The organism is Flavobacterium sp. GP15, from assembly GCF_014281985.1.
GTDB lineage: Bacteria > Bacteroidota > Bacteroidia > Flavobacteriales > Flavobacteriaceae > Flavobacterium > Flavobacterium pygoscelis.
On sequence record NZ_JACFTC010000002.1, the window covers coordinates 722,577 to 744,694 of the forward strand.

Below are 22,118 nucleotides of genomic sequence, written 5' to 3' on the forward strand. Positions count from 1 at the left end.
ATCAGTGTTTTGTTTTAAATATTTAACATTTGTAGAGATTATTAAAGGTCTTTATTAACTTCAATTCACTCTAATAATCTGAGAAGTATAAAAATTTATAGGAGCATAAAACTTACTTGGAGTCAGTTATTTAGCACTATTTTTTAGGATTGTATGAACAATTTCTTTTGTAGGTTTTTGATCTTTTAGTTTTGACCTGACTTCATCAAAAGTTACTTTAAAATCGCATCCCAACTTATATTGGCTACAGCCATAAGCAGTTTTGCCTTTTAAAATACTTCCTTTTGCACACTTTGGACAAATTAATACATCCGAAGCAGATTTAGATTGATCTGCTAGACTAGAAGCAATTGTTTTTTTAGGTTCTAATTTAATTTGGAAGTTTTCATCAAAACGGAGTAAACCCTCAACAACTCCAGTTTCAGTTTTAAAGTCTTTTAAATTTACTGTAGAGCCTTTTTGAATCAATCTTAAATATTGATTCTCGGAGATTTTTTTATCAGCAAATATATAAGGTAGCACAAACGCACATCCCGATTTATAGTTGCTGCAACCGTAAGCTGATTTTCCTTTTATAAAAGAACCGTTTTTACATTTCGGACAAATTTCTGCCAAAATTCCCGCTGCTTTCTTTTTCTCTGTTTTGACGACTTCTTTCTGAGGAGTTTGTGCGTGAGAAATATTGGCATGTCGCTTTTCACTACGCACTTCATCGACCAAGACTTCAATCATGCGTTTCATATTATTGATAAAAGAACCAGCGCTATAGTTTCCTTTCTCTATATCTTTTAATTGCTTTTCCCAAGAACCCGTAAGTTCAGCCGATTTGACTAATTCATTCTGAATCGTATCAATCAATTGAATACCAGTAGGTGTTGGCAATACTTGTTTTTTATTACGAATAATGTATTGTCTCCTAAAAAGAGTTTCTATAATATTAGCTCGCGTTGATGGACGTCCGATACCGTTTTCTTTCATCAATTCGCGTAAATCTTCATCATCCACTTGTTTTCCGGCTGTTTCCATGGCGCGAAGTAAAGTAGCTTCTGTAAACTGATTGGGTGGTTTTGTTTCCTTTTCTAAAAAGGAAGGTTGGTGCGGGCCTTTTTCGCCCACAATAAAACTAGGAAGTATATCAGCCTCTTTTTCCTTTGAGTTAGTACTGAGCGGAGTCGAAGTATCAAAAACAACACGAAATCCTTTTTTTAAGATCTCTTTTCCAGTGGTTTTAAAAGTTACATCGGCTGCTTTTCCCAAAACGGTGGTATTGGCTACCAAACAATCATCATAAAAAACGGCAATAAAACGTCTTGTAATAATATCATAAACCTGTTGCTGATTGTATTGCAACTTATTTTGAACTCCTGTTGGAATAATTGCGTGGTGATCTGTTACTTTTTTGTCATTAAAAACCTTAGGTGATTTTTTAATTTTTTTTCCTAATAATGGTTGTGTCAATTCGCCATAATTAGTTAAATTCTGTAAAATACCAGACACTTTCGGATAAATATCGCTTGGTAAAAAAGTGGTGTCTACTCTAGGATACGTAACTACTTTTTGTTCATATAAGGTTTGTACAATTTTTAAAGTTTCATCTGCTGTAAACCCAAATTTGGTATTGCAATAGACCTGTAATCCAGTTAAATCAAATAACTTAGGAGCAAACTCATTTCCGTTCTTTTTATCGACAGCAATAATTTCAAAATCACTTTCCTTGACTTTATTGGCTAAAAGTTCCCCGTCTTCTTTGTTTGTAAAACGACCTTCTTCATAACTAAAAAGTGTTTCTCTATATAAAGTTTGTAATTCCCAGTAGGGTTGTGGTTTAAAATTTTCAATTTCCTTAAACCGATCTACTACCATGGCTAATGTTGGCGTTTGTACTCGACCAATAGATAAAACTTGTTTGTAACCACCATGTTTTACGGTGTACAAACGCGTCGCATTCATACCCAGCAACCAATCGCCAATGGCTCTAGAAAATCCAGCATAATATAAATTATCGTATAAAGCAGATGGCTTTAAGTTTTGAAAACCTTCTTTAATGGCTTCGGTTGTCAAGGACGAAATCCACAAGCGTTGCACTTCGCCTTTGTACTGCGCTTCATTCATAACCCAGCGTTGTATAAGTTCTCCTTCTTGTCCAGCATCACCGCAGTTGATAACTAATGTGGCCTTGTCAAATAAAGATTTTATAATTTTAAACTGCTTTTGAATTCCAGAGTTTTCTACCACTTTGGTCTCAAATTTTTCAGGTAGCATGGGCAAATTATTCAAATCCCAACTTTTCCAATGGGGTTTATAATCGTTGGGTTCTTTTAAAGTGCATAAATGTCCAAAAGTGTATGTCACCGCATAACCATTCCCTTCATAATAGCCATCGTGTTTGGTATTGGCACCTAATACAGATGCTATTTCTCTTGCTACACTTGGTTTTTCGGCAATACAGACCTTCATTTGATACTAATTATTTGAAGCCGCAAATTAGGAATTTAGAACTTGGTATCGAAATGAAATTTTAGAGAGTTATACACGAATTAATCATTGCTAGGAACGCGCTTCATCACATTTGCTACATCAGTTCTGATAATTTGCTGGGTTTACTTTTGTTAGCCACATCGCTCTATTTCTCGTAATGAATTTAATTGTGTATTTAATTTGTTTGCCCAGCGTTTGTAGCAAATTTTGGGGGATTCACGCAGCAGGATTAGAATATTTGATCTTAAATATAGATTTTTAGTTTGTAACTAAAAAAAGCTACAAGAAATATTTTCTTGTAGCTTTTTTGTTTTAGTGTAGTTTATTATTGTTTTCACGCATTGCAAATCCTCCTATTGTGGAATATCAAAAGAGCATTATGTGATAGCGCTGCAATTTTAAAACTAATCTTTCTAGTTTTTAACTTGTAATAATTATTAAATTGAAAAAAGGAGGGATTGAGTAATTACAAATCCGTTTTTGGAGTCTATTTTTTTAAACTTTTAATTCTTTCATCCAATCTTGAAATTTATTTAATTGTTCTGTGAAAAAAGATTCGTGTTCTTCTTTTTCTTCATCGGTATTCACCAAAATATGTTCGTAATAAGTTCCTTTTAACACTCTTCTTAGAATTCCTTCTCCGAAAATAGGTTCGTAATCATTTAACGATTGAGTTGCTTTTAATATTTGTCGGATATCATATTGCAGTGGATTAATATCAGGAACTTGTTTGTTTAAATTCAATAATTTATAAACCGCTATTCTTGCTGTTCTTACCGAACTTTCCATCGTGAAAACAATATCGTTGTTTGTTTCTACAAATTGTCCTACTAAACCTAAATTGCTACAACCTTCGGGAACTACTCTTGGACGATCACCTTGGGCTCTTGGCATAAACATAGAGGTAATGTACGGTAAATAAGAAGATCTAACAATTGTGTTTTCTACTACGTTATCTAGCTGATTTATAATTCCCAAATGATAAGATAGCTCCGCTAAAATTTCATCTCCTGTGCACTGTGGCATTGTTTTTTTAATGTAATTACCTTCCTTATCCATAAACAAAGAATATACCCAAACTACTAAAATATCATCGGGTTGCGTAGGAAAATGAGGCTGTCTATTGCAAGTAAAACTCATTAACCAATTAGAATCTGTAATGGTGATAATTCCGCCACTTGCTGTTTTTCCTGAGTACGGATCGTTAACGCAAAGTTCTTTTAATTTCTCTGTAAAAGTGGATGGTTTGCAAGTTAATGTTGCAGATTCCCAACCAGATTTTTCAATATTGGAACAGAATTTTTCTGGTTTACCGAATACTGGAGATTTTGCAGCTAAATTTTTCCAAAGTTTCCAGCCTCCACTTTGTCCGCTAGTGCTGTTATCAATTGCAATTACGGGTGCTGTTTTGTTATCACCATAAAAAGTGTCTTCTGTCATAGAACCTGTGGTTATAATCACATAATCTTTTTTGCCTACTGGGATTTTTACTTCTTTACCATCTCTTTCAGCAATAATTCCTTCCACTACTTTTCCTTCTGTATCAATATGAATATCTAAGTCTTTTACTAATGTATTCAACTCAATTTTAACTCCTTTTCCTTCAAGAAATTTTCTCAATGGCGTGATGTAGGTGTCGTATTGGTTATACTTTGGAAAAACCAGGCAAGAGAAATCTTTCATACCATCTATAGCATGTAAAAAGCGATGCATGTAAAGCTTACATTCTAACAAACTATGCCAGTTCTCAAAGGCAAACATAGTACGCCAAAAAAACCAAAAATTACTATTTAAAAACGATTCGCTAAAATAATCTTGAATAGTTAAATCATCCAATTCTTCTTTTTTCTTCATCAATAACTTGACGATTGCCAATTGGTCTTTTTTTTCTAAACCAAACTTGCTAAAATCTTTTATTTGTCCTTGATTATGAATTAAACGGGCTTTTGAATAATTAGGATCATTATCGTTCACTAATCGATATTCGTCTAAAACACTGTAAGGTTCTGGCAATTCTAGAGCAGGAATATCTTGAAAAATATCCCACAGATTTTCATAGGTCATATCCATTTCACGTCCACCACGTATAATATATCCATCTTTGGCATTTCCAGCACCATCCATAGAGCCACCGTCAACAGACAATTGGTCTAGGAAAACAATATTTTCCCCAGGAATACGTCCATCGCGGATAAAATAATAAGCTGCAGACATTCCTGCAATTCCACTTCCCACAATATATACTTTGCTTTTATCAAAAGTTGCGGAGGGAATGCCTTTGTTTCGTTGGTAATTTCCGATTTGATCCGAAAAAGGCATCGTTTTTTGTTGGCTGTTCACTTGTACTTCTTTACTGGAATCGGGTTCGTGGTTTACTTTCCCAAATTGTTCTGAAGCATTTAGTATTTTATCAAATTTTGAAGTGTTTGGTTTCATGTTCTTTAATTTTTTTATTGATTAGAACAAATTTACCGTTATGTTTAAATTAACTTATATCCCCAAATTCATCATATCTAACCTTAAATTCTAAACGTCTTCTCGGATTCTATATTCAGAAGGCGAAATGGTAGTATACCTTTTAAAGAATCGTCCGAAAGCAGAATTGGAATTAAACTGAAGACGGTAAGCAATTTCTGAAACCGTGAGTTCTGGTGTGCTTAATAAAACAAAAGCCTCTTTTAATAAAGCTTCATCTATAATTTGATGTGGTGTTTTTCCAGTTGCTTTTTTTGACAAAACAATCAAGTGTTTGTTGCTGATGAATAATTGATTGGCATAAAAGTCAACTTCTTTATGTTTACTACTATTTTCATTTACTAATGTCATAAATTTATAAAACAAACTGTTGTTTAAGGGATGATTTTCCGTAGATTGAGTTTTATATTGATCTATAATATGGGCGGCTTCCAATAACAGATTTACAATGATTGTGCGTATAATATCCTCTACAAATTTTCCGTTCCTTTTAGACTGTTCCTTTAAGTAATTAAGAATATTATGCAATTTTTCGGCTTCTACTTCATTCGAATTAATTACACTGTAATAAGAGTGTTGGAAAAGTGATAGTTTTTCTATAAAAAATGGATTAGCCATATTTTTAAGTAAAAAATTATTTTCGAAAAACAGTAATTTAATTTCAAGATCTATACTTACAGCTTTAAAACGAACTATGGTTGATGGGGCAGAAATGAAAAAACTATTTTTTGTTATCGTATAGAGTTTATTATTTATTTCGATAGTGATTTCTCCATTGATACAGATACAAATTGAATAAAAATCCATCCGAAAGCTTTTGTCAGGAAATTCAAAAATGGTGTTACCAGAAGATACATAATAGGGTTGGTGACAATCAACTCCATAAAATAAAAGAGTATCGCGTAAGTTTTCGTAATTTTTCAATTTGATTTCATTTTTGAATCTGCGGCGCAATTACAGCCTTAAGTCTTGATGCTTGCCAATGCTTGCGATTTAAGAGGCGTAATTTTTAAATTATTAACAAATTTTCTAACTACGAAACTAGTTGTACATTAAGTATAAAATCCCAATCAATGTAAACGGCTTTTGCTTCCTGTTTTTTATTTATGATATTTGTCAAATTCTCTTTTGTCATTACTGTTAAAAGGATAATCAAAACCTCTTTGTTTTATTATAATATCATAATTTCTATTAAATGAAAACATATTTTCGGGTAGAGAAGCAATTAATAACTCAAAAATAATTAATATTCCTGCAAATATGTATAGGGTTGAAGTTACCTTTTTTCTGACTTTAATCTGGAATATAAATTTATTGATTAAGAAAATTATTCCGATAATTGTTCCAAAATATAGGAGAATATCAGCAATTAATTCTATTATAAAATATTCTACTGCCATAGAAGTATAAAATGCAGGTGATTTGTAAATAAAAGGAAAACCATACATTATTGCGTCAGTACCATCAATTACATCTACAATCCACCATTTGGTGAAAAGTATAAATATTATTATCGTGAGCGGAAATGTTAAATTTAAGAGTAATTTTCTATTCATTTTATTGTTGATATTTCGTCATTTTCCTTCGTCGGCGAAACTGAAGTACAACGATTTATTTATGATTTGATTGGGGATAATAAGGTTTGTTTTGAAGATGGAATTTCTCAATGCCTATTTTGAACTGTTTCCGCATCAAAAAAAAATAAATAAGATTGACTTGAACGCCAATGAATGATTAAATAAAAGCTTTAAATTTAGTCAGAACAGTTAATTTTTTTAAAATTTTTACTGCTGCCATTTTCAAATCTTAGGAAGTACACACCATTTTTTAAGGAAAGAATATTTATTTTTTGATTATCCAAAGTTTGACCACTTATCATTTTAGCTCCTGAGGTGTTATAAATTGTATATTTTTCTTATTGGTTTAAACCTTTTAGCTTTATAAAACTATCTGAAGGATTAGGATTAAGAGTAACTTTATTGATTTGTAAATTTTGATCAAAAATCCCCAAAGAGGAATCTGTTGATAAAGTAATTAGACTTTCCTTCTGTATATTATAATCCGCTAAAGTTCTAGCATCCACTAAAATTATTTCTCCATATTTTAATATTTGATCCGCAGGATCAATACCTTCTTTATCTTGAATTTTAGCTCTTACATTTTCAATAATATCATTTGCTTCAACTTCTAAGGCTATTGTATTGGCTGCAGGAAGCTTAACAAAAATTTGCATTGCGAATCCTTTAAATGATAAAAAACAAATTAGAATTGTTACTGTTTTAATTATTTTAGACATCTAATTTAAGGTTTTTAATATTAATTAAATTTAAGGAAGGCAAAAGTAAAAAAATATGATTCAAGTCGATACGTTACTTACGTTTACCCATTTTATATTTCTCGCTACTTGCTTTTCCTTGCTGTATTCCAGAAACTTCAGCAACTAAACTGTCTTTTGAAATGTGAGTGTAGCTAATTTTTTGTGGATAATCATTTTTTAGATTTTCAAAAACCAATTGTTTATCGTTAGCTGTTATTAGATTGAAAGCAACAGGCTTGTCATCATTTTGTCCTTGTACAGTTGCTATATAGGTTAGTGTTTCGCCTTTTTGTTGCAAGCGAATGGTTTCATAATGCAAGGTATCTTTTAGTTTTATAAAGTGAGAAGTAGCTTGATATGTACTATCATTTACTTTTGACCAATTTTCAGTGAGTGAACCATCTACTGATTTGTCTTCCCAATTTCCTAAAAGCCAATGCGCTAATTTAATTTTATCTTTTTCATTTGCTTCAGAATCTACTTTTTTACAAGCACTAAAAGCTACAAGAAATACGAGTAATGCAATTTTATTTTTCATAGATTTGAAATTAGAAGGTTTAAAGTGAAAACAAAAATAGGAAAAAGACATCGTCCAGCCTATCTAAATTGCAAACTAGAGCTTATAAGCTCGCAGTAATGTTATTTTAAAATAAGGAAATTAGTAGTCCAGAGGTCACTATAACTAAAACTAATAAACATCCATATCCTTGAAAATTCTTTTGACTCTTATCTTGTAATACTATTTTAAAATAGGGTCTAGTCGTATTTTTTAAATTCTTTGACATCAAATTGTAATTCGTTATTTCCATAGAATTAATTACAATTTTTTTAGAGTCAAAAAATTCAATAGTGATTTTTAGACCGCTATATATATCTATTTGACTAAAATTATGAGAGGTTTCTATTTTATAATTGTCTTCAGTTACTTTTTTTATATTTTTAAATTCTATCTTTTTAGAGTAGAATAGTAACGGATACGATAGTATTAAATTTTTATTTGTAAGCACAATCTTTTTTGAACGCAAAAGCATATAAGTACAAGCCAGTGCCATCGACAAGAATATAAATACTATAACGCCTTTTACAACCTCATTTTGATCCTCATTTGGATTTGATTTTGAACTGTATATCAAATAAGTTAGTCCTAAGGAGAATAAAATTCCAAATAAATAGTAGCCAATTTGAAGTAAGCTTGGCACTGAAATTATTTTATGATCTTCGTTTACTTTTTCTTTCAATTTTTTTGACTAATTAGTAAATCTAAATACTTCTCTTTTCTCTAAATTGAGAAATATATAATACCACTATAATTTTCAAAAATAATACTAATACAATTTTCTCTATTAATAAACATTTCAAAATACGGAGTTTCAAAAGAACTATTTATATTCAAATCATAGGATTTATAAGATAAAAATTACAATCTAAATAACTAAACTAATTTTAGAAATAGAATTAAGTAAGTTGGTTAGTTTTATTTTAGATAATTACTGTTGAGCAGGAATATAAATGTCAAATTGTGCGCCTTCATTGATTTTTCCTTCAGCAGTGATAAGTCCATGGTGATTTTCAATTATTTTTCTTGCGATCGTTAGTCCAATTCCTGTTCCTGGGTATTCTTTTCTATCGTGTAAACGTTGAAATATTTCGAAAATTTTATCTTTATATTCTGCTTCAAATCCTATTCCATTATCTTTTATAGTGATATGGTAGTAATCTTTTTTTAATATATAATCAATAGCAGTAGTTGGATCATATTTGATGAAATTGCACATGATTACAATATGTGGTTTTTTTCCTGGAATTGAAAATTTAAGGGAGTTACTTATTAAATTTTGAATCAGTTGTCTAAATTGAAACGGAATGATATTTATCTCACACAAATCTTTAATCTCTATCGTAGCGTCTTTATCTTGTAGCTCTTCTTTGAGCATTTCTAACGCTTCATTCACTACTTGATTTAAATCGCTATTTACAAATTTTCTTTGTGTTGTATTTGTTCTTGAATAGGCAAGTAGGTCATTTATAAGCGTTTGCATGTGCAAGGCAGAAAGCTTTGTTCTTTCTACATAATATTTACCCATTGCAGATAAATTGTCATACTCTTCTACAAAGATTCTTCCAGAAAAAGACTGGATTTTTCGTAAAGGTTCTTGCAAGTCATGACTAGAAATATAGGTAAACGATTCTATTTCCTTATTGGCAATTAATAATTCGTTAGCACGCTTTTCTTTTTCTTTATTTTGAAATTCTAGCTCCTCATTGGCAATGATTAGCTCTTCAGCTCGTTTCTGCTTTTCCTGATTTTGATACGCTAATTCTTCATTGGCAATTATTAACTCGGCGGCACGTTTCTCTTTTTCTTTATTTTGAAATTCTAGTTCGGTGTTGGCTACAATTAATTCTTCCGCTCGTTTTTGTTTTTCTTGATTTTGGTAGGCAAGTTCAAGATTTGCAATAATTAATTCGGCTGCACGTTTTTCTTTTTCTTTATTTTGAAACCCTAATTCCGTGTTGGCTACAATTAATTCTTCTGCTCGTTTTTGCTTTTCTTGATTTTGGAAGGCTAGTTCTTGATTAGCAATAATTAATTCAGCAGCACGTTTTTCTTTTTCTTTGTTTTGATACTTAAGTTCGGTGTTGGCTACAATTAATTCTTCCGCTCTTTTTTGCTTTTCTTCATTTTGATAAGCTAGTTCTTGATTAGCAATAATTAATTCGGCTGCACGGTTTTCCTTTTCAATATTTTGAAACTTAAGTTCGGTGTTGGCTACAATTAGTTCTTCCGCTCGTTTTTGCTTTTCTTTATTTTGATACGCTAATTCTTGATTAGCAATAATTAATTCAGCGGCACGATCTTCCTTTTCATTATTTTGAAACTCAAGTTGTGTGTTAGCTACAATTAGTTCTTCTGCTAGATTTTGCTTTTCTTGATTCTGAAAAGCTAATTCTTGATTAGCAATGACTAATTCAGCGGCGCGATTTTCTTTTTCTTTATTTTGAAAAACAAGTTTAGCGTTAGCGATAACTAACTGCGCTTCACGTGTTTTTGTTTCAATAATTTGTAACGCTAGATTTTTATTTGCCGTTAATAATTGAGAGGAATAGTTCTCTTCGTCGTCATTCTTAGAAGTAATTACTGTAGGCATAGGAACTATTTTTTTTACTTATTTATTTTTTAAAAGCAAACCAAAGGTAGTATAAGAACTTACTTTATTTTCAATTTCATTTATCTTTTAATATTTAAATTGTAAGGAATGTATTTTTCTTAAAAATGGAGAATAAATTATTGCTTATCGTAGACTATTTTTACACCACTATAATTAAATATTAAAATGAAAACTCTTGTTAGAAATTAACAAGTACTCCCCATTTGATACTAGTTTAGTTATTATAAAACCCTAGCCCTGATTGCAGCGATATCCTTTTATTTTAGTTTGGAGCGCTAGCGTAAAACTATAATAAAAGATACAAGCGGAAAGCAGGAAATAGCTCCTAAAACTGCATTTATAGTAAAGGAGAAAAATTGAAAAGAGCAAGTATCGAACTATAAATAAAAATTTCGTAATTTTGCACTCCAATAAAAGAACAGAAAATGTTAGATAGACTTCAAATAGTAAAACAACGTTTCGATGAGATCTCGGATTTAATCATTCAACCAGATGTAATCTCGGATCAGAAACGTTATGTGCAATTGAATCAAGAGTATAAAAGTTTAAAAGCTTTGGCAGAAAAACGCGATGAATACGTGGTTTTGATGGCCAATATTGATGAAGCAAATGAAATAATTGCTGATAACAGTGATGCAGATATGACCGAAATGGCCAAAATGCAACTGGATGAAGCCAAAGACAGATTGCCAACTCTAGAGGAGGAAATCAAATTTATGTTGATTCCTAAGGATGCTGAGGATGCAAAAAATGTTATGGTGGAGATTCGTGCCGGAACGGGTGGGGATGAAGCGAGTATTTTTGCAGGAGATTTATTTCGTATGTATACCAAATATTGTGAAAATAGAGGCTGGAGAACTTCGGTTGTAGATATGAATGAAGGAACTTCAGGCGGATTCAAAGAGGTTATTTTTGAAGTAACTGGTGAAGATGTATATGGAACTTTGAAATTTGAAGCTGGTGTTCACCGCGTTCAACGTGTTCCTCAAACGGAAACACAAGGACGTGTGCATACTTCGGCAGCGACTGTGATGGTGCTTCCTGAAGCGGAAGAGTTTGATGTACAAATTGATATGAATGATGTGCGTGTCGATTTTTTCTGTTCGTCAGGACCAGGAGGACAATCGGTAAATACAACTAAATCGGCTGTTCGTTTGACGCACATTCCTACAGGATTAGTGGCACAATGTCAAGATCAAAAATCGCAACACAAGAATAAGGATAAAGCTTTTGGTGTTTTACGTTCTCGTTTATATGAACAAGAATTAGCAAAAAAACAAGCCGAAGACGCTGTAAAACGTACATCGCAAGTAAGCTCAGGTGACCGTTCTGCAAAGATTCGTACCTATAATTATTCACAAGGTCGTGTAACGGATCACAGAGTTGGTATGGATGTTTTTGATATGGATGGTGTAATGAACGGAAAAATCCAAAAACTAATTGACGAGTTGCAATTAGTGAACAACATGGAAAAATTAAAGGAAGCCAGTGAAGTTTTCTAAATAAAATATTGAAATATAATATAAATAAAAAACCAGCGGAAATGAGTTCTCGCTGGTTTTTTTGGATAACTAACTAATTCTTTATTTTGATGGGGAATCTTTTTTTCGCTCTAACTTCTTTTCAAAAGCTAGATTTCTAAAATTTTCATATTTTGCGGTAGCTGGATTTATTTTTTTATCATAAATAGTAACGTCTTCCAGTTTGTCAATTTCAATATTGAGTTCGTTTGATTTTTTATCAAAACTCTTTGCAATTGCATTCCAATTCTCAACAGCATTAATTCTGCCAATGTTAGTAACAGAGTCTACAAATCGAACGTAATTATTGGTAACTATTTCCGCTTTTTTTTGTTGATCACTTTTGCAAGAACTAAAACTAAGTGTAATTATAGCAAGGCTTAATAGTATTTTAAATGTTTTCATTTAAGATGGTGTTATAATTTAAATCTGTAAGCTAATTTCAGCGAAACTTGACTTAATCCCTCTTTAACGTTTTGATTTGTAAGCACTGCAAAATCATTAAAATGTTCGTAACCTAAACTTATGTCTGTATTGCTTGTTGCCAAACCAATTTCATAGAGAAATGTTTGATCCTGTTTTTTTATCTCCTGAACATCAACTATTACTATTCCTGAAAATATTGCTAATGCAGTGAATACTATTTTGATATTCAATATGTTTTTCATGTTTGTTTTTTAAATCAAATGGATGATTTAATGAGATATTATACTTTTTATTTTATAAAAAAGTATGATGCAAAGTTCTGTTTAGATCTTTAAAAATATGTTATATCCATTTAAAAAAATCTTACAGAATTTAAAGGTTTTATTCTCTCAAAACTGAAATAATAATTTTTTGAAGACTACAATAGTTCAAAAATGCTATTATAAGTTTGGTAGTTGTAGTTTTAGAAAAAATGTAAATGATTTTTGTTTGAGAAAGGTAGATTTGTGATCAATAAAAGCGAAAGTATAGGATTCTTTATTTAATTAGAAAAAAACTAATTGCAAAGACAATAATAGCGGAACATAAAATGAAACTGAATGTTTTCCTTTTCCTTAAAATCCAAGAAACTAATCCTTTTTTCTACACTCCAAACTGTCTTAAGTGATGGTCGTAATGTTTCCATTGTACAATTGCCCATTCTTCTGCAGTTAAGTGTCCAAAAAAGGGATGCGGTTTTGTAGTGCATTTTGATATTCCACCTTTGTAAAATTGATTTAGCAAATCAATGGATCTTATTTTTTCTTTTTGAAAATCTCTTACATCCGAAAATTTGTAAGTCTTGTGTGTTTTAGAATTTTTAGAAAATTGTTTTTCACTAACATATCTTGCTTTAAAAAATGTTCCAATTACTTTTCCAATAAACATTCTTTTGTGATTGTTAATATCTAATGCTGTTTCAAGAAATGCGTTTAAATGTGCTACCATTTGTTCGACATTCATTTTTCCCCAAAGTGGTTTAGAATCGGAAGATAATTTTTCAATCCTAGATAAAATCTCTTGAAAATCAAAGTTATTATGCAAATTGTGTCTCATTAATAAAACAGTTTTTCGTTTGTTAAAGATTATTTGCAATTATAAATGATGTTGCTAAGTACTTATTCTGCGGGTAAATAAATAATGAAATCAGATCCCTTATCAACAATTCCTTTTGCAAAAATAAATCCTTTATGGTTTTCTACTATTTTTTTGCAAATGGCTAAACCAATCCCAGTTCCTTGATATTCATTTTTATTGTGAAGTCTATTAAAAAGTACAAAAATATTTTTAGCATATTCTTGATCAAAACCAATTCCGTTATCTTTAATGATAATGCGATGGTATTTATGATGCGTATCTGGAAGCAATTCTTCTTCGTTAGCAATTACTTTAGAATAGTCTATTTTTATTATTGGTGTTCTGTCTTGCGAGCTGTATTTTAATGAATTCCCAATCAAATTGATCAATAATTGTTGCATTTGGAACGGAATTACTTTTAAAATTGGTAAGGCACTATTTTCTATTTTTGCCTTTTTATCTTCAATAATTTGTGCGAGTTCCTGTTTTGCATTTTCAAGAAGAGTATTCAAATCTACTTCTTCAAATGTTTTTTCCATCTTATTGGTTCTAGAAAATTGTAGTAAATCTTCTATAAGAACTCGCATTCTATTGGTTGATTTTTGAATACTAGAAATGTATTGTTGACCAGAACTGGATAAATTGTCGTAGTCTTTACTTACTAAACGGGAAATAAAAGTTTCTATTTTACGTAAAGGTTCTTGTAAATCATGACTGGCAATGTAATTGAAAGCACTAAGCTCTTTATTATTACTCTCTAACTCTCTGTTGCGTTCTTCAGTAGTAATGCGATCATTAATCTCAGAAGTAATGTCTCTAGTCGTACCGATGAAAGTTTTTTTATCTGATGAAAAGGAAACAATTTGTCCTTTGTCTTTAAAATATCTTACTTCACCGTCTTTTCTAATTATGCGGTAGGTTATGGGTATGAAAGCGTTATTGATACTTACATTTTTTACACTTTCTTTAACTGATTCTAAATCATCGGGATGAATGAATTTAAAATATTCCTCTTTGCTGGCTTCAAAAGACTGAGGTTCACACCCCAAAAGTCGATACTCATTATCAGAAAAAGAATATTTAAAGGTTTCGATGTCCAATTGCCAACTACCAAAATTGCCCACTATTTCAGAAAGTTTATTGGCTTCTATTGCAATTGTAAGAGTGTCAATTGTGTTTTTAAGCAGTATCAGATCTCGATTCATTTTGACAAATGCAATCGTGATCAAAATTAAAGTTATAATAAGTGTTAAATAGATTAATAGCGGAGTATAATTCATCGTTGATTCATAATCCTTTTGTCTATTTTTTAATAGAATTTTCTGGGTAATTATCATAGATTGTATCCTATATCGAATAGAATCCATTGCTTTTTGCCCCGTTACAAAATTAGAATCCAGTGTCTTAATCTTATAATTTTTTTGCTCAATTAAATATAGATTTTTAGATAAATAATTTAGCCTTCTATTAATATGGTATTGAAGCTTTTTTAAGTTGCTTTGTTGCGTTCTGCTATTGGCAGTTAATTCTGAAATGCGTTGGTAAGATTTTTTGATTAATGCGCCAGAATTGTGATACGGTCTAAGGAATTTTTTATCTCTCGTCAATAAATAACCCCTTTGACCGGTTTCCGCATCCTTAATACAAGACAATAAGCGCTCAAGTTCAATGTTTACTTCATAACTATTACTTACATAAGCAGACGATTTTTTTAATACCGTAATATGCTTGAAAGTAATACCACCAATAAAAAATATAATTGCTACCGAAATGACAAAAATAATTTTTAGAAATAGAGGTGATTTATGAAGTTGGATATGTTTCATTTACATTCTCATTAAGAAATTTTCTTTGTTTAAACCAGAAGTATGGTATTGCCAATTAATAGTAACAACCTCAGAAAGAATCTTTTTTAAATTCTCGAAGTCATTTGGTTTTTTGATGTAGATATTAGCACCATTGATAAAGGTTTCCTCTATATGCTCTTCAGAGGAAGAAGTAGAATAAATAGCGATTGCAATATCATTTAGCTTTTCATTTTTCTTAATTTCTAACAAACATTCAACACCATTCTTTTTTGGCATGTTTAAATCTAAGAATAATACGTTTGGCAAAACGGAATCTTCATCATTTAAATAATCCATCAGTTCTACACCGTCATTGAAAGTGGTAACTTTAGTGTTAATTTTTAATTCATCAAATGCATCTGTAAAAAACAATCTATCGTCTTCATCATCGTCAGCAAGGCAAATGTTTATATAATCAGTAGTCATATTTGTAATTAGTTTAGCTATTGTTTTTTGTTGGATAATTCTCTTCGTTTTAGGATGATTTTTTGAAATGACGAAGGTGTCATTCCAGTCATATTCTTGAATTGCGTACTTAAATGGGCTACACTAGAATAATTTAATTGAATAGAAATTTCGGTTAAATTAAGTGGTGTATTAATCATTAACTGTTTTGCCAATTCTATTTTTTGAATGATAATAAAGTTTTCAATAGAAGTATAGGTTACTTCCGAAAAAACATTCGATAAATAGGCGTAACTAAGATTTAATTTATCGGCAATATAAACAGAGCTTTTGATGTTTAAAGGAGTTTCGCTGTGAACCATTTCAACTATAGCATCTTTTATTTTTTGAACTAAAACACTTTTTTGACTTTCTACTATTTCAATTCCATATTCGCGAAAGGTAGTAGTAAGCTCTTCTATTTTTGCAGAAGGTACTTTTTCTAAAAAATTGAATTCGCCAAAACCAATAAAATTATACTTATAACCTAGTTCAGATAATTTTTCTTGAACAATTTTTTTCGTCAGTTGGACGTAATCAAATTTTAAATAGATCTTCATAAAATAGTAATTAATGAGTAAAGATATAAAAATGTTACATCTAATTTCATTTTTACAATCATTCTGATTCAATATTTGTATGAATTTACACTTCAAAAGGTTTTGTTTTGAATTATTTATGCCTTTTTACAAAATGATATCTTTTGATTTTTAGTGTCTTATACTTTATGTTTATCTTATTTGCGTGTTTTTTTGATTTAATCAACAACTGTTAATTTTACGTTTTTTTAACATTAATTTTCTTTTTAAATTCAATAGATTTTAACTCAAATAAATCAAAATAAAGAAGTGCCTTAAATTGATTTTTATTTTAGGCACTTTCTACGATTTAGCGATTCAGGTTATTGCTTTTTTAAACAGAATTTTTTTTAACTAAGACAGATAAGTAAGTCATGAATTAACCTAGTAATTTTAAGTTAGGTTTCAGCGTGGTGTTTCGAACTTAAAATTTATTTTAATATTTATAGGTTATCCATACTATGTTTGTAATTTTGCAGCACAACTACATAAAAATGACAACACAACAATTAATAGATCAAATTAAACGTAAAAAATCATTTCTAACCATAGGATTAGATGTTGATTTAAGTAAAATACCAACACATTTATTAGAATTAGAAGATCCTATTTTCGAATTTAATAAAGGAATAATAGATGCAACGTACGACTTGTGCGTTTCCTATAAACCCAACACTGCTTTTTATGAGGCTTATGGTATAAAAGGATGGATTTCTTTACAGAAAACAATCAATTATATTAATGAAAAGTACTCAGAACTATTTACAATTGCCGATGCAAAAAGAGGTGATATTGGGAATACTTCTTCCATGTATGCCAAAGCTTTTTTTGAAGATTTAAATTTTGATAGTGTAACAGTTGCGCCTTATATGGGCAAAGATTCCGTAGAACCTTTTTTAGCTTTCAAAAACAAGCATACCATTATGTTAGCGTTAACTTCTAATGAAGGTGCTTTTGATTTTCAGACTTTGACTGTTTCTGATGATTCACAACCTAAAGAATTGTATAAAAAAGTGCTTGAAGTATCTAAATCTTGGAAAAATTCAGAAAATTTGATGTACGTTGTGGGGGCTACAAAAGCAGAATATTTTACTGAAATTAGAAAAATTGTACCAGACAGTTTTTTACTAGTTCCAGGAGTTGGAGCACAAGGAGGAAGTCTTTCTGAAGTTTGTAAATACGGACTAAATAAAAATGTGGGTTTGCTTATAAATTCTTCTAGAGGAATTATTTATGCTTCAAACGGTTTAGATTATGCAGAAAAAGCAAGAGTAGAAGCGCTAAAAATGCAGCAGGAAATGGAAGATATATTGAATAGGAATTTTACATTTTAGTATAAAAATAAGATTTGAAAGAATGAATTAAACGTCATCTTTTTAATTTTGCATTCGATTCAATTTCGAAAAAAAATAACTTGTTTCTAAAACAGCAATAAATTGACACCAAAAATATTTGTTGACCAATTGGGAACTTCACATTCCTTTATGACTTCGCCTAAGCGAATCATTTCACTTGTTCCCTCGCAAACGGAGTTGTTGTGTGATTTAGGTTTAGAAAGTAATATTGTCGGAATTACTAAATTTTGTGTGCATCCTTATTCTCTTAAATCGACTATAAAAGCAGTTGGCGGAACTAAAAAAGTGCATTATGAAAAAATCCGATTGTTACAACCGGATATCATCATTTGTAATAAAGAGGAGAATACAAAAGAAATTGTAGCGGAATTGCAAAAAATTTGCCCAGTTTGGGTAACAGATATTATTACAATTGAAGATAATTTTAAGATGATTTCAGATTTTGGTCAACTCTTTAATTGCAGAACAGAAGCAAAAAAATGGAATGATAAAATTGCTTTTGCTTGGAATGATTTTAAGTTGTTTATCAAAGATGTTCCCGTAAAAAAAGTAGCTTATTTTATTTGGAAAGATCCTTTTATGGTTGCTGGATCAGGTACTTTTATTGATGAATTATTAAAATTAAATCATTTTGAAAATTGCTACAGTAATAGAGGACGATATCCAGAAATAAAACTTCAAAATATGGCCTTGGAAAACAATCCAGATCTGGTATTTCTTTCTTCAGAACCTTATCCTTTTCAAGAAAAGCATATAGATGAAATAAATGAAAATGCGCCTCAGGCCAAAACTATTCTCGTAGATGGAGAGATGTTCTCCTGGCATGGCAGTAGATTGCTAAAAGCTTTTGCGTATTTTAAGCAATTACATTAAAAAATATAATTCTGATTTACATGTAATGCTTTCTTTTTGGACAAGTAAGAAGCAATGTTTTAAGGAGAATTGGGATTTAAAATTAAAGTCCTATTTTTACAAAAAAAAGACGTGATTAATTATACCATATATGAGAATAAAAAAAGTGACCAATGGGTTACTTTTGTTCATGGCGCTGGTGGAAGTTCGTCTATCTGGTTCAAGCAAATTCGTGACTTCAAAAAACAATTTAATGTATTGTTACTAGACTTAAGAGGACATGGTGAATCGAAAACTACTTTAAAAACGGCTTTCAAACAAAAATATACTTTTACGGCTTTGGCCAATGATATTTTAGAGGTTTTGGACTTTTTGAAAATTCAGAAATCACATTTTGTTGGAATTTCTTTGGGTACTATTCTAATCAGACATTTAGCAGAAATGTATCCCGAACGTGTGCAAAGTATGATTTTAGGAGGAGCCATTTTAAAAATGAATTTTCGTTCCCAAGTTTTAATGCGTTTAGGCAATGTTTTTAAATATGTATTGCCCTATTTAGTTTTATATCGATTGTTTGCTTTTGTAATAATGCCAAAAAAAAATCATAAACAATCGCGCTTACTTTTTATTAATGAAGCTAAAAAATTATATCAAAAAGAATTTATCAAATGGTTTAAGTTAACTGCAGAGATCAATCCAATATTAAAATGGTTTCGCCAAGTTGAATTAAATATTCCTACGCTTTATGTAATGGGAGAAGAGGACTATATGTTTTTACCTTCGGTTCGAAAAGTAGTAGAGAGTCACTATAAATCCTCTAAACTTTTTGTTATAGAGAATTGTGGTCATGTGGTCAATGTAGAGCAACCTAATGCTTTTAATGCTACAGTATTGTCATTTATAAATACTACTAAATAAAAAATGCCTGCATTTAAAAAATGCAGGCAATTCTTTAACTAACCAAAACCAAAAATAATAAATAACCAGTTTATTACATGGCAAAGATCATACATAATAGGATCTCTTGCTGTTAAGATTATGTTATTAGTTTGTTGTACATACGTTAAGTTTTTTTAAGGTAAATTAACTTTAATACGGTGTTTCCTGCATCAGTTTGAATTCATTGTAAATTACCTATTAGAATCTTGCATTGCAAAGACTTTTTGTAACAATACAGATGTTCTAGAATTGATATTGGTTCTAATATTTTTTTCCTCAACAGCAACCATTTTAAAAACGCCATTCATTGCCTGATTAGTTACATAATCCGTTAAATCTGGATTTACTTTATTAACCAACGGAATGCTATTGTATTTGTTAATAATATTTGACCAAACTTTGTCTGCGCCTGCTTTTGTAAATGAATTTTTTATCACTGGACTAAATTTGCCATACAAAGCCGTCGAAGTGCTGTTTTGTAAATAATTTGTGGCTGAGTTTTGACTTCCCATTAATATTGTTTTAGCATCCATGAAAGTCATGTTTCTGACTGCATCAACAAAAATTGGAGTTGCTTCTTTTACGGCATCTTCCGCAGCGCGATTTAAAACTTTTAGTCCTTCATCTGCTAACGAGCTAAGACCTAATTTTCTTAACCCAGCATCCACTTTTCTTAACTCTTCCGGAAGTAAAATTTTTACAGCTTCATTTCTGTAAAAACCATCCGTAGCGGTAAGTTTTGTAACTTGTTTTGTAATTCCGTTATTCAACGCTTCCTTTAATCCTCCAGCTATATCAATTCCGTTTATTCCTTGTGTTTGCGGAAGTTGGTTCATCACTTGTTGCATCTCAGCGCAACTCGAAAGAGAAACAGCCACCATTAAAATCAAAACTTTTTTCATCGTAAAATTATTTATTTCATTAATATTGCCTTCTGGCGTTTGTAAAAATACTACTTATTCAAAAATAAAGCCATTAAAAGTTTTTGTAGCATTTTTAATGATTCTAACAGTTTCTAATTTGAGTTTAATTCTTTTTTTGTAAATATTAAATGTCTTATAAAAAGAAAGGGATTTAACGAAGTTAAATCCCTTTTATCAAGTTGTTAATGATTTTATGAAATAGATATTATTTCTTTATTACATATTTGTCACCTTGCTTGCAATAGATTATTGCAGAACTAGATTCAAATTTTTTGTAGCAAGAATCGTTTGTCTTTTCTACTAGAATAAATTTATTATTATAAGGTATAAAGATTAACTCAACACCATCATTGGTTTTTATAGAAGTTTTGTCATCCACTTTAATAAAGTCAACTTCGCCATTATCCTTATAAATCCACACTTTAGCTTCTGTGGGATCATTATCATTTAAAATGCTTCCTTCAGCAAGATTAGGAAAGCGATCTACTTTAAGTTTACCAGTTTGGGTTCTTCCACTTTGCGTTACAGTACCATCTATGTTAATCTGGTATGCAGAATCATAAGATAGATTAGCCACTTTTGCTCCGCTTACAGAAGAATTTACAGTAACAAAACCATCAATAATTTCTTTGGTATAGGTTGGCCACATACTCATCATTCCGGCGCCTTGTTTTGCGTTTTCTAGATACTCTATTGATTTATCAAAGTTGGATAGAAATAATGCTGTAAGTGATAAATTAAGATATACAACTTTGTTATAATCCTTTACTTTTAATTTTTTATATTCTTTACCAATATATCCTAAATAAAATTTCTCTAAATCGGTTAAGTAATTTTTGTCTAAAGTATTAGCTTCTATTTTACCAAGAAATTCTGTTGTTTTAGTATTAAATTCAACTAATTCTGGAAATTCTTCTACTTTTTCAAAAATACCATAATTTATAGAGTACTCTTTCTCAACTGATATAATATTATTGTCATTTAAGTATTTGTAGGCTATATTATTTAAATCATTCGTCAAACTCTGATATGCTTTTCCATTAAAAGTAGGCGAATACATGGTAGCATTAGCTCCTTTTTCATAAATAATTTCATTATTTTTTCCTAAAACAAGATATTTAAAATCACCATCTAAAACAAATTGTCCATTGCTTGATTTTTTATAAGTGGGTCCTTTGTAACCCATTAAAACACGTACGTCAGGATTTATAGTGTCTTTTTTGGTATAATCTTCTATTGTGTTTTTTGTTGTGTTTTTTTCATAAGTCATTTTATTCTTGTCTGCGTATTTCTTGTCCCAAGTATCGTCGCCTTGAATAATGATATTATAGGTTTTGATGTTTTTGTAAAAGTCTGATTTCGGAATAGTGATTTTTACTTTTTTCTTTTCTGTATCTGCTTTTTGAGCAAAAGAATTACTAGTAATAACATTTAGTAAAAGAATTATAAGGAAGATTTTCTTCATATTTTTAAAATTTAAATAGGTTTAATATTTTTCAAATTTATAAAACAATTCTTGTTTAAAAAAACTATATTTTTAAAGTAACATTCCTATTATTATAGCTATCTAGTGACTATTGTTTTCTACTGTATTCCTTTTATAATCTTATAATAAGAAAGATAGCCCATTTTAGTAGAACAAAAAAGAATTGATTTATGAACAAGCATGCAATAGTTC

General features: G+C 30.4%; 21 protein-coding genes. 4 read left to right on the top strand and 17 right to left on the bottom strand.

Translation table 11 applies throughout. The features are described 5' to 3' along the window. Positions 1–126: 126 nt before the first annotated feature. From H2650_RS07410 to H2650_RS07450, 9 genes are all read right to left on the bottom strand, one after another. A complete protein-coding gene (locus H2650_RS07410; RefSeq protein WP_188050154.1) occupies positions 127–2,457 on the bottom strand; it encodes a type IA DNA topoisomerase in 2,331 nt (776 codons plus the stop codon). A gap of 516 nt (positions 2,458–2,973) precedes the next feature. Next, positions 2,974–4,914 (bottom strand): oleate hydratase, encoded by a 1,941-nt coding sequence (locus H2650_RS07415; protein ID WP_188050155.1) that lies wholly within the window; start codon positions 4,912–4,914, stop codon positions 2,974–2,976. A gap of 90 nt (positions 4,915–5,004) precedes the next feature. Further along, positions 5,005–5,877: an AraC family transcriptional regulator gene (locus tag H2650_RS07420; RefSeq protein WP_188050156.1), complete on the bottom strand. Its 873-nt coding sequence runs from the start codon at positions 5,875–5,877 to the stop codon at positions 5,005–5,007. 176 nt (positions 5,878–6,053) lie between these two features. After that, on the bottom strand, positions 6,054–6,509 hold the full coding sequence (locus H2650_RS07425) for a hypothetical protein (protein ID WP_188050157.1): 456 nt from the start codon (positions 6,507–6,509) through the stop codon (positions 6,054–6,056). A 197-nt stretch (positions 6,510–6,706) separates the two neighbouring features. Then, positions 6,707–6,856, bottom strand: a complete 150-nt coding sequence (locus H2650_RS16005) for a T9SS type A sorting domain-containing protein (RefSeq protein ID WP_370566831.1) — start codon at positions 6,854–6,856, stop codon at positions 6,707–6,709. 12 nt (positions 6,857–6,868) lie between these two features. Next, the gene (locus H2650_RS07435; protein WP_188050159.1) at positions 6,869–7,186 is read right to left on the bottom strand and encodes a ubiquitin-like protein; all 318 of its coding nucleotides are present in this window, start codon (positions 7,184–7,186) and stop codon (positions 6,869–6,871) included. Positions 7,187–7,322: 136 nt separating this feature from the next. Then, positions 7,323–7,808 (bottom strand): DUF6265 family protein, encoded by a 486-nt coding sequence (locus H2650_RS07440; RefSeq protein WP_188050160.1) that lies wholly within the window; start codon positions 7,806–7,808, stop codon positions 7,323–7,325. Between the two features lie 106 nt (positions 7,809–7,914). Next, positions 7,915–8,508 (bottom strand): hypothetical protein, encoded by a 594-nt coding sequence (locus tag H2650_RS07445; protein ID WP_188050161.1) that lies wholly within the window; start codon positions 8,506–8,508, stop codon positions 7,915–7,917. Between the two features lie 249 nt (positions 8,509–8,757). Next, positions 8,758–10,419: an ATP-binding protein gene (locus H2650_RS07450; RefSeq protein ID WP_188050162.1), complete on the bottom strand. Its 1,662-nt coding sequence runs from the start codon at positions 10,417–10,419 to the stop codon at positions 8,758–8,760. A 446-nt stretch (positions 10,420–10,865) separates the two neighbouring features. On the opposite strand from H2650_RS07450, the gene prfA reads away from it, so the two are divergent. Next, positions 10,866–11,942, top strand: a complete 1,077-nt coding sequence (gene prfA / locus H2650_RS07455) for a peptide chain release factor 1 (protein ID WP_188050163.1) — start codon at positions 10,866–10,868, stop codon at positions 11,940–11,942. An 81-nt stretch (positions 11,943–12,023) separates the two neighbouring features. Here the strand turns inward: prfA and H2650_RS07460 are convergent, their stop codons facing one another. The 6 genes from H2650_RS07460 to H2650_RS07485 all read right to left on the bottom strand — a co-directional run bounded on the left by H2650_RS07460 (position 12,024) and on the right by H2650_RS07485 (position 16,353). Further along, positions 12,024–12,365, bottom strand: coding sequence for a hypothetical protein (locus tag H2650_RS07460; protein ID WP_188050164.1), 342 nt, complete (start codon positions 12,363–12,365; stop codon positions 12,024–12,026). A gap of 11 nt (positions 12,366–12,376) precedes the next feature. Next, a complete protein-coding gene (locus H2650_RS07465) occupies positions 12,377–12,628 on the bottom strand; it encodes a hypothetical protein (protein WP_188050165.1) in 252 nt (83 codons plus the stop codon). A 400-nt stretch (positions 12,629–13,028) separates the two neighbouring features. After that, positions 13,029–13,481 (bottom strand): DUF1569 domain-containing protein, encoded by a 453-nt coding sequence (locus H2650_RS07470; protein WP_188050166.1) that lies wholly within the window; start codon positions 13,479–13,481, stop codon positions 13,029–13,031. A 62-nt stretch (positions 13,482–13,543) separates the two neighbouring features. Beyond that, positions 13,544–15,328: a CHASE3 domain-containing protein gene (locus H2650_RS07475; RefSeq protein ID WP_188050167.1), complete on the bottom strand. Its 1,785-nt coding sequence runs from the start codon at positions 15,326–15,328 to the stop codon at positions 13,544–13,546. Beyond that, entirely contained in the window at positions 15,329–15,775 is a 447-nt protein-coding gene (locus H2650_RS07480) for a response regulator (RefSeq protein ID WP_188050168.1), read from the bottom strand. A 17-nt stretch (positions 15,776–15,792) separates the two neighbouring features. Continuing rightward, positions 15,793–16,353: an AraC family transcriptional regulator gene (locus tag H2650_RS07485; RefSeq protein WP_188050169.1), complete on the bottom strand. Its 561-nt coding sequence runs from the start codon at positions 16,351–16,353 to the stop codon at positions 15,793–15,795. Between the two features lie 512 nt (positions 16,354–16,865). Here H2650_RS07485 and pyrF point away from each other — a divergent pair. The 3 genes from pyrF to H2650_RS07500 all read left to right on the top strand — a co-directional run bounded on the left by pyrF (position 16,866) and on the right by H2650_RS07500 (position 19,496). Then, positions 16,866–17,705, top strand: coding sequence for an orotidine-5'-phosphate decarboxylase (pyrF, locus tag H2650_RS07490; RefSeq protein WP_188050170.1), 840 nt, complete (start codon positions 16,866–16,868; stop codon positions 17,703–17,705). 150 nt (positions 17,706–17,855) lie between these two features. Further along, positions 17,856–18,599, top strand: coding sequence for an ABC transporter substrate-binding protein (locus H2650_RS07495; protein ID WP_188050287.1), 744 nt, complete (start codon positions 17,856–17,858; stop codon positions 18,597–18,599). Between the two features lie 111 nt (positions 18,600–18,710). Beyond that, on the top strand, positions 18,711–19,496 hold the full coding sequence (locus H2650_RS07500) for an alpha/beta fold hydrolase (RefSeq protein WP_188050171.1): 786 nt from the start codon (positions 18,711–18,713) through the stop codon (positions 19,494–19,496). 212 nt (positions 19,497–19,708) lie between these two features. Here the strand turns inward: H2650_RS07500 and H2650_RS07505 are convergent, their stop codons facing one another. Further along, complete coding sequence (locus H2650_RS07505; RefSeq protein ID WP_188050172.1) at positions 19,709–20,419, bottom strand: DUF4197 domain-containing protein; 711 nt, start codon at positions 20,417–20,419, stop codon at positions 19,709–19,711. Positions 20,420–20,645: 226 nt separating this feature from the next. After that, positions 20,646–21,905, bottom strand: coding sequence for a hypothetical protein (locus tag H2650_RS07510; protein ID WP_188050173.1), 1,260 nt, complete (start codon positions 21,903–21,905; stop codon positions 20,646–20,648). Positions 21,906–22,118: the final 213 nt, after the last annotated feature.